Annotated in this window: 8 protein-coding genes; 5 read left to right on the forward strand and 3 right to left on the reverse strand. The window is 63.9% G+C overall.

Annotation, left to right across the window (positions count from 1 at the left end; translation table 11 throughout):
• Positions 1-14: 14 nt before the first annotated feature.
• The 4 genes from HU729_RS10085 to HU729_RS10100 all read left to right on the forward strand — a co-directional run bounded on the left by HU729_RS10085 (position 15) and on the right by HU729_RS10100 (position 2,646).
• Complete coding sequence (locus tag HU729_RS10085) at positions 15-803, forward strand: ParA family protein (RefSeq protein WP_186666398.1); 789 nt, start codon at positions 15-17, stop codon at positions 801-803.
• The gene (locus HU729_RS10090; protein WP_186709802.1) at positions 803-1,702 is read left to right on the forward strand and encodes a CheW domain-containing protein; all 900 of its coding nucleotides are present in this window, start codon (positions 803-805) and stop codon (positions 1,700-1,702) included. The genes HU729_RS10085 and HU729_RS10090 overlap by 1 nt, the downstream gene beginning before the upstream one ends.
• A gap of 67 nt (positions 1,703-1,769) precedes the next feature.
• Entirely contained in the window at positions 1,770-2,249 is a 480-nt protein-coding gene (locus HU729_RS10095) for a chemotaxis protein CheW (protein WP_016393802.1), read from the forward strand.
• 1 nt (position 2,250) lies between these two features.
• Positions 2,251-2,646, forward strand: coding sequence for a DUF2802 domain-containing protein (locus tag HU729_RS10100; protein ID WP_186709803.1), 396 nt, complete (start codon positions 2,251-2,253; stop codon positions 2,644-2,646).
• A 39-nt stretch (positions 2,647-2,685) separates the two neighbouring features.
• Here the strand turns inward: HU729_RS10100 and HU729_RS10105 are convergent, their stop codons facing one another.
• Entirely contained in the window at positions 2,686-5,415 is a 2,730-nt protein-coding gene (locus HU729_RS10105; protein ID WP_186709804.1) for a DUF6543 domain-containing protein, read from the reverse strand.
• A gap of 128 nt (positions 5,416-5,543) precedes the next feature.
• On the opposite strand from HU729_RS10105, the gene HU729_RS10110 reads away from it, so the two are divergent.
• The gene (locus tag HU729_RS10110; RefSeq protein ID WP_186666390.1) at positions 5,544-5,918 is read left to right on the forward strand and encodes a hypothetical protein; all 375 of its coding nucleotides are present in this window, start codon (positions 5,544-5,546) and stop codon (positions 5,916-5,918) included.
• 58 nt (positions 5,919-5,976) lie between these two features.
• Here the strand turns inward: HU729_RS10110 and HU729_RS10115 are convergent, their stop codons facing one another.
• Together HU729_RS10115 and HU729_RS10120 are read right to left on the reverse strand one after the other, a co-directional pair.
• Positions 5,977-6,321 (reverse strand): EscU/YscU/HrcU family type III secretion system export apparatus switch protein, encoded by a 345-nt coding sequence (locus tag HU729_RS10115; protein WP_186666388.1) that lies wholly within the window; start codon positions 6,319-6,321, stop codon positions 5,977-5,979.
• Positions 6,318-7,874: a flagellar hook-length control protein FliK gene (locus HU729_RS10120; protein WP_186709806.1), complete on the reverse strand. Its 1,557-nt coding sequence runs from the start codon at positions 7,872-7,874 to the stop codon at positions 6,318-6,320. The genes HU729_RS10115 and HU729_RS10120 overlap by 4 nt, the downstream gene beginning before the upstream one ends.
• Between the last annotated feature and the right edge of the window lie 145 nt (positions 7,875-8,019).

The following is an 8,019-nucleotide window of genomic DNA, read 5'->3' on the forward strand; positions in this document are numbered from 1 at the left end:
GGAAGCAACGCACGATGAGAGTCTGGGCAGTAGCCAATCAAAAAGGTGGCGTCGGCAAGACCACCACTACCATCGCCCTGGCCGGCCTGCTGGCCGAGGCGGGCAAGCGCGTGGTCGTCGTCGACCTCGACCCGCACGGCTCGATGACCAGCTATTTCGGGCACAATCCCGACGCTCTGGAGCACAGCTGCTACGACCTGTTCCTGCACAAGGGCGTGGTGCCCGAAGGGCTGCCGGGGCAATTGCTGCTGCCGACCAGCCATGAGCGCATTTCGCTGCTGCCTTCGAGCACTGCACTGGCGGTGCTGGAGCGCCAGTCGCCGGGCCAGAATGGCCTGGGCCTGGTAATCGCCAAGAGTCTGGCGCAGCTATGGCAGGATTTCGACTTTGCCCTGATCGACAGCCCGCCCTTGCTGGGCGTACTGATGGTCAACGCCCTGGCGGCCAGCCAGCAACTGGTGATCCCGGTGCAGACCGAGTTCCTCGCGGTCAAGGGCCTGGAGCGCATGGTCGGCACCCTGGCGATGATCAACCGTTCACGCAAGCAGGCACTGCCCTTCCAGATCGTCCCGACCTTGTTCGACCGCCGCACCCAGGCCTCGCTCGGCACGCTCAAAGTGCTGCGCGACACCTACGGCGAGCAGGTCTGGCAAGGTTATATTCCGGTCGACACGCGCCTGCGCGATGCCAGCCGCAACGGTGTCACGCCCTCGCAGTTCGACGGCAAGAGCCGCGGTGTGACCGCCTACCGGGCGCTGCTCAAGCACCTGCTGACGTACCGCAACGCATTGCAGGTGGCCTGATGAACCGCGCTCCGCAGATCACCAGCAAGCCGCAACTCGCCCTGCAGTCCTACCTCGACGGTCTGTTGCAGGAAGCCACTGAACCGGCCTCGGTGCCCGAGGCGCCGCTGCCGGTTGCGCAGGCAGAGGCACCTGAGCCCAGCGACGAATTCGCCGCGGCCGTGCGCGAAGAGCAGGCCCGTGATGCGCGCCGCGAACCCGCTCCGGTGGTAGCGCTCAAGCCGTTCGCCGAGCCTGTGGCCAATGTACTGCCCACGGTGTTGCCGCCGGTGCAGCCGGTGGTCAGCGTGGTCGACGACCAGGTGCTGGCCGAGGCGGCCATCCCGGTGCTGACCGAAGCACAGGCCATCGAGCCGGTCGCACCGCTGGTCGAAGTTCACCTGCCGGCGCCTGCTGCACCGGTTCCACCGGCCACCGCCGATGGTCGTCCGGCCTGGGCAGCGGAGCCTTTCGAATGCCTGCTGTTCGACGTGGCCGGGCTGACCCTGGCGGTGCCGCTGGTGTGCCTGGGCTCGATCTACAGCCTGGCCGGCCAGGAGCTCACGCCGCTGTTCGGCCAACCGGACTGGTTCCTCGGCATCCTCAGTTGCCAGGCCGGCAACCTGAAGGTGCTGGACACCGCGCGTTGGGTCATGCCAGACCGCTACCGTGACGATTTCCGTCAAGGCCTGCAGTACGTGATTTCCGTGCAGGGCTACGAGTGGGGGCTGGCGGTGCATCAGGTCAGCCGCTCGCTGCGCCTGGATCCGGCCGAGATCAAGTGGCGCAGCCAGCGTGGCCAGCGCCCGTGGTTGGCCGGTACGGTGATCGAACACATGTGTGCCTTGCTCGACGTTGCCGAGCTGGCCGAATTGATCGCCAGCGGTGCGGTCAAGCAGATGAATACCAAACACAACTGAATCGGCGCCGCAGCTGCCGCGGCGACAACGAGCACACCGCCAACGGCGGATTGAGAGGGCTAGGGGAATGAAAAAGTCGTCTGCACAGGGTTCCGAAGATCCGATCCTGCAGTGGGTCACCTTCCGTCTGGACAACGAGTCCTACGGCATCAACGTCATGCAGGTGCAGGAAGTCCTGCGCTATACCGAGATCGCTCCGGTGCCGGGTGCGCCGAGCTATGTGCTCGGTATCATCAACCTGCGCGGCAACGTGGTCACCGTGATCGACACCCGTCAGCGTTTCGGCCTGATGCCGTCCGATGTCACCGACAATACCCGTATCGTGATCATCGAGGCGGACAAACAGGTCGTCGGCATCCTGGTCGACAGCGTGGCCGAAGTGGTCTATCTGCGCCAGTCGGAGATCGAGACGGCGCCGAATGTCGGTAACGAAGAGTCGGCCAAGTTCATCCAGGGCGTCTGCAACAAGAACGGCGAGCTGCTGATCCTGGTCGAGCTGGACAAGATGATGACCGAGGAAGAGTGGTCGGAGCTGGAGAACATCTGAGGTGATCTTCGAGGCTGCGGTAATCCTTCTGGCGCTGCTGTGGGCGCTGAGCCTGTGGTTTTTCCTCAACTACAGCAAGCGCCAGCGCGAGATGGCCAGCCAGCAGGCCCAGGGCGATGCGCTGCGTGACCAGCGCATCAAGGACCTGGCCAAACGTCTGGATGATTACCAGAACGTCACCGTGCGCATGGGCGAGGCCATTCACGAACTGCGCGCGGCGGTCTCGCCGCTGCCTGACAGGCTGCTGCAACTGGAGCAGCGCGATCCCAACAATGTCACCTTCTCCCAGGCCGCCAAGCTGGTGGGGATGGGCGCGAGCGTTTCCGAACTCACCGAAAGCTGCGGGCTGACCCAGGCGGAGGCTGAGTTGATGAGCAAGTTGCATCGTCGGGAATAACGGTAAAACAAGGCGATCAATCGATCGCCTTGTTTCATTTCACGTTCGTGCCCACGAGTTGCTGCCTCCCACCTTCGCCACACGACCCAGTGGCAGCAGTTCGTCGGTCAGTTTCTGAGCCTGCGGCAGGTCGACGAACAGGTACGAGTTGACCCGCGGGATACCGCACAAGTTGTTGATCTGGCGCAAGGTTGCCAATCCCGGTAGGCGTTGGTCGACGACTTGGGTGAGCAGGGCGGGGCCGGTGAGCTCGCTCAACTGCTGGGCGTAGCGGTAAAAGCCGAGAGGGTCTTCGGCCACGCTGGGTTTGCTGTCGTAGAAATCGGGGCGGGCCAGGTAGCGGGTGTGCATCTCTTCGCTGATCGCTTCCAGCGTCGGGTTGCCCGGATGGCTGCCGATCAAGCTGTTGTTGAAGAGGCAGTTCATGCCCATCTTTTCGTTGGACATCGCAGGTGCCAGCAACAGGCCGTCGGGGGTGGTGCGCAGCTCGACTTGATCGACGGCTGGTGCAGGCTTGCCATCGACGATCTCGCCGGGCGTGAATAGCGTATCGTCCACGTCAATGTATACGCCACCTTCGTGATAGAGCATCTGGTAGCGCAGCACATCTGCGGCCGAGGCATAGTTGCGCGCCACGCCGCCATTGCCGTCGAGGGCAGCCTGGTACTGCGCGTGGTACTTGCTCTGGCTGAAGCTGCGGAAGAACGCTTGCTCTTCCAGCGGCAGAACCTGTACGCCGGGAGCTTGTTCGTTGAGCAGGCGCAGATTTTCCTCGAAGGCCGCAGGGGACGCATTGGACAGGAACAGGCGTAGCCGATATTCGCTGTTCTGCAGGTGGCTGGCGTTGTTGGCCAGGTTGCGAATCAGGTCCTGGTCCATCACGTTGCCGCCGACCCATAGTGAAGAGAAGGTCTTGGGAATGGGCAGGCGATTCTCGGCAAGGGTCGGAAGTTGCACCGGCAAGGGAAGGTCGATACCCAGTGCGCGCAAGGTGCTGGTGCGCATGGCGTCGGTGACCTCGCGCGGACCTTCGACGGGCTCCAGGTCTTTGCTGTGGGGCAGGGCAACATGGCGGATCGGTTCAATGCTGTTCTCATCGCCTTCGATGATGAAGGCATTCTTTTCCATGTCATAGATCATGCGCACGTTGTAGCCGCCTATGCTGGCGTCCAGGTCGTCCAGCGAACCGTCGTACTTGGGGACGCGGATCACCGAGTCGGCGACGGTCTGATCGGCCCCCGGCAGTGGCGTGACCGAGCTGTGGTTGTGGAAGTAGGGGGCGGCATCCAGTTCCGGCAGGCGTGGCGGGCTGATCGGGCTCAGTGGGTAGCCGATCTGCTCGTTCAGGCGCCGAGGAGGGACGAAGCTTTCGCTCTTGACCTCGAACAAGGTCGTGCTCTTGGCCACCCCCTGGGCAACCAGCGGCAGGGCATTGAACAGGCCCCAGGCAAGGTTGCTAACGCCTGCTTGCTGGTCCTGAAGATGCTTGCCGTTGATGACCTGGTCCAGGCCCAACCCTGCCTGTGCCAGCCCGCCGATGGCGATCAAAGGTGCCAGTCCGGGAACCACCAGGGTCAGGGGGGCGACCAGATTCAGGGTGGTGTTCAGATAGCCTTGCCACCTTTTCTTCGTCACCTCGCTGTCGCTGGTGATGAGGAAGTCCGCATCGTCGTAGGTACGCTGGCGTTGGCGCTTGGCCAGGGCCTGGAACAGGTCGCCCTTGATCTTGGGATTGTACTTGCCGGGTCGGTAGTTGACGTAGGTCCGTGGCGGCCAGGTTCCGTCGTCGTTGAAAAAACCATGCTCCGGTGGCAGGTTGTGTCTGGCGGGGTAGGCGCCAAGCCCTTCCAGGGCAGTGTCCAGACCGCTGAAATCAATGCCCTGAGGGCCATCGGCGAGGCGGAAGTGGCGCTTGAGTGCGTTACGTTTACCGGCGTCCTTGCACTGTTCGCCGATCCAGTCCTTCATCGCCTCTTCGCTGGCGAATTCGAGCAGCGGCGAGCTGTTGCCAGGCATGTACAGCACGGTGAGGTCGCTTGCCACATCATTGATGTACAACAGGTCGGTGGAAGCATAGCCATAGATGCTCAGGGCGCTCAGGCGCAGCCTGCCGCGCGGTAGCAACTTGGCTGCGCGCCAGATCAGCCGCCTTGCCGGATCGCTTAGGCTGCCTTCGCTGACCTGCTTGTTGCAGGCGGCGATGAAGTTGAGCTTGCAGGATTGGCCATAGGTTTGCAGATGGGCGGCCCAATAGGTGTCGAGCAATGCCTTGTACTGCGTGTGGTAATCCAGGGCCTCGATATGGCTTTGCAGGGTTTCGGCGGAGATTGTCAGCAGCGTCGTGGAGTCGAAGCGCGAATCATCGGTGCGGCGGAACAGGCCATTGAAGACGCGGTACCAGTCACCGTTGTGGCCAATCGGTGGAGAAGGCAAGGTGTCGACGATGCGGATCTTGCCTGCAGGCAAGGTTCCGGCCCATGGGTGCTCGAACAGCGCGTCGAACACATTGTTGTTTGACTCACCCTGCCAATTCATCAGCACCGCTTCGATCAGACTGACGCGCTGGATCACCTGCGCCAGGGGTATGCCGGAACCTGGTTCACGGACATGCAGGGTCACGACCTCGATCTGATCGGGCGCCAGTTGCACGCCTTGGGCGCGCAGCCAGGTCTGTATGCTGCGGCCGACTTCATGGTCGGGACGCGGAAGGTTAGCCAGATGGTCGCGTACGTACTGCACGCCGGCGGGGTTGATTCGAGTCGAAAGCATGACATCACCTTTTGGGCAGGGGGAGACCCAGCGTGGCGCTTTCGTGGCGACGGCAGTGGTAGATATCTGCGACCCTGCCTGTGGACGGGCATGCCATCCGCAGGTGGGCAGCGCTTTGGCGCCAACGGTTGCAGGGCGAGGGCCTCGCTGGCTTCTTCCACGGGCTGCAGCATCTGGCCAAAGGTGACGAAGCCTGGCCGACAGTAGCTGAACAGTGCATCGGGCCGGAAACGGGCGTTGCCCAGCAATGGCAGCGCATTGAACAGACCAAAGGCTTGCGCCGTCACGCCAGCGGCCTTGTCCGCGAGCGTGTTGCCGTTGATTGCCTTGTCCAGCCCCAGGCCGAACTGGGCCAGCCCTCCTGCGGCCAGCAGCGGGGTGAGTGCTGGAACCACCATGGCCACGGGGGCGAGCAGGGTCATGGCGGCATTGAGGTAGCTGCTCCAGCGCGCCTTGTCGATCTGGTGATTGCTGACGATCTGGCTGTCGGCATCGGCGTATGACCTTTGCTGCTGGCGCTTGGCAAGTTCATCGAACAGCGGTTCGGTAATGGGCGGGGTGTTAGATACTGCTGGCGTCGGGAAGGGGCAGGTGCGGTCCGGGGGTGATATCGCGCTCGCCTGGGGGCGTGTCGTCGAAATTCGCCGGTAGTTTGCCGCGCAACTGCCAGGCGAAGGCGATGATCTCGGCGATGGTCAGGTACAGGGCCTCGGGGATCTGTTCGCCCAGTTCCAGCCGGGCCAGCAGGCGCACCAGTTCGGCGTTTTCGTAGATCGGCACTTCATGTTCGCGGGCCAGGGCGAGAATCGCCTCGGCCAGTTCATCCTCGCCTTTGGCGCTCAAGGTCGGTGCCTGTGCACCGTCGTAACTCAGGGCGATGGCCTGGCGGGGGGCTTTGTTGTTCATGCGGTTTCGTCCACCCAGCGTTGTTCCAGTCGTGTGCGCGGGCCTTGCGGCGGGGTGCCGGGGTGACAGGCCAGGTCACCCACATCGAGGCCACGGGCGAGCAGGCGTTCGCGCAGGCTGCCGAGCTGGCTGTCGATCAGTTGTGCGGTCTGTGGACGCTCGGCCCACAGCTGGCCGCTGAGGCGGCCCTGGCTCAGTTGTGCCTGTACTTGCAGCGGGCCCAGTGGTGGCAGGTCGAAGGCCAGTTCGATGCGCCACAGCGACTGCAGCGGATCACGCTGCTCGCGCTGCGGGTCGGCCTGCTGCTGTGGGGTGTCCTCGCGTTGCAGCTTGGCCTGCAGCGGGATGAACTCCTGGCCGTGGCGCAAGGGGATCTCGGTTTGCCAGGTGGTCTGCTGGTTGCCGCTCTCGGTGGTGCCGGTCTGCTGCAGGCTGGCCAGTTGATGGCTTTGTACGCGCGAGATGGCGGCGGCGGCCAGGCGCAGCAATTGCTGCAGGTCGCCTTTTTCTTCCAGGCTCTGCAGCAGTCGCGAGGGCAGGGGGAAGGCACCAGGTTGAGGTCGGCTGCTGACCTGGTCGAGCATGCCCAGGGCACTGCGGGCCATGCCCGGCAGGACCTGAGCCAGGGCGGTGGCGGCCAGGGCCGGGTTGAAGGTCGGGTTGCTCGGAACACCTGGCAGGATCTGCGCCACCAGGCGCACCAGTTGTGCCTTGAGGTCCGGCGTGACAGCGGCGCCCAGCCCGCCGAGCAGCTTGGCTTCGAGAAACGCACCGCTGTTGTTCAGCGCCTGGGCGATGCTCTTGGCATCGCCCAGTTGCGTAGGGTCAGGCAGGCTGGCCAGCAGGCGTGCCGCCGTGGCACTCAGCTCGCTGTTGCCGGCAGGGGCACTGGCGATCTGCTGCAAGGCATTGAGCAAGGTTGGCAGCGAAGCCTGGCGGCTTTGTTGGGTCAGCAGTTGTTGGGCGATGGTCAGTTGATCCTGACGGCCACTCAGGGGCACGAAGCGCAGCGACTGGTCGCCTTGCACCAGCGCGCTGAGCAGGCTGCCGACCGCCAACGGGCGTGGGCTGTCGAGGGTCAGGGTGGCGCCGGCCTGGCTGCTGTTGAGCAGGCTCACCAATGAGCGGAACGCTGTGGCGCCCGGCAGCGCCTGGCTGGTCAGGACCTTGCCCTGCAGCAGGGTGCCGATCGGTATCTTGCCGGTGTCGAGCTGCGTGAGGGTAGCGATGTTGCTGGCGCTGGCCTGCTGCAAGACGACCGCCAGGCGGTTGCCGTCGGCTTGGCCGAGGGTGATCTGGCTGCCAGGGGGCAGCGGCTGGTTGGCGCTGGCCTGCACCTGGGCCTGGTTGCCGTTGGGCAGGCTCAGGCGCAACAGCATCATGAAGTCCTGGCCCACCTGGCGCAGGTTCAGCACTTCGGCCTGGGCAGTCTGGCCCGGGGGGATCAGGCCGGGTTGCGGTTGACTCAGGCGCAGCAGCTCACCGGTCAGGCTGGCCTTGGCCACCTGCGCCGCGAATGCGCTTTGTGCGCCGAGACTATTGATTTCCGTCATGATTGTATACAACCTGTCGAGCCAGCCCTCTTGGCAGCGGGGTGGCACATGTAATAATGCCGGGCGCGCTGCCACTGCCAGTATAACGGCCAGGGGCGGGGCGACTTGAGACAAGGGTGTTGATCTGCGGTGTTTCATTCGCGGG

The sequence above is a fragment of the Pseudomonas sp. RW10S2 genome, from assembly GCF_014268985.1.
GTDB classification, from domain to species: Bacteria; Pseudomonadota; Gammaproteobacteria; order Pseudomonadales; family Pseudomonadaceae; genus Aquipseudomonas; species Aquipseudomonas wayambapalatensis.

Bases quoted from the DNA above. Each gene is read 5' to 3' on its own strand.
- HU729_RS10120 (WP_186709806.1), bottom strand. From the start codon at position 7,874: ATGACGGAAATCAATAGTCTCGGCGCACAAAGCGCATTCGCGGCGCAG.
- HU729_RS10090 (WP_186709802.1), top strand. From the start codon at position 803: ATGAACCGCGCTCCGCAGATCACCAGCAAGCCGCAACTCGCCCTGCAG.
- HU729_RS10105 (WP_186709804.1), bottom strand. From the start codon at position 5,415: ATGCTTTCGACTCGAATCAACCCCGCCGGCGTGCAGTACGTACGCGAC.
- HU729_RS10095 (WP_016393802.1), top strand. From the start codon at position 1,770: ATGAAAAAGTCGTCTGCACAGGGTTCCGAAGATCCGATCCTGCAGTGG.
- HU729_RS10085 (WP_186666398.1), top strand. From the start codon at position 15: ATGAGAGTCTGGGCAGTAGCCAATCAAAAAGGTGGCGTCGGCAAGACC.
- HU729_RS10115 (WP_186666388.1), bottom strand. From the start codon at position 6,321: ATGAACAACAAAGCCCCCCGCCAGGCCATCGCCCTGAGTTACGACGGT.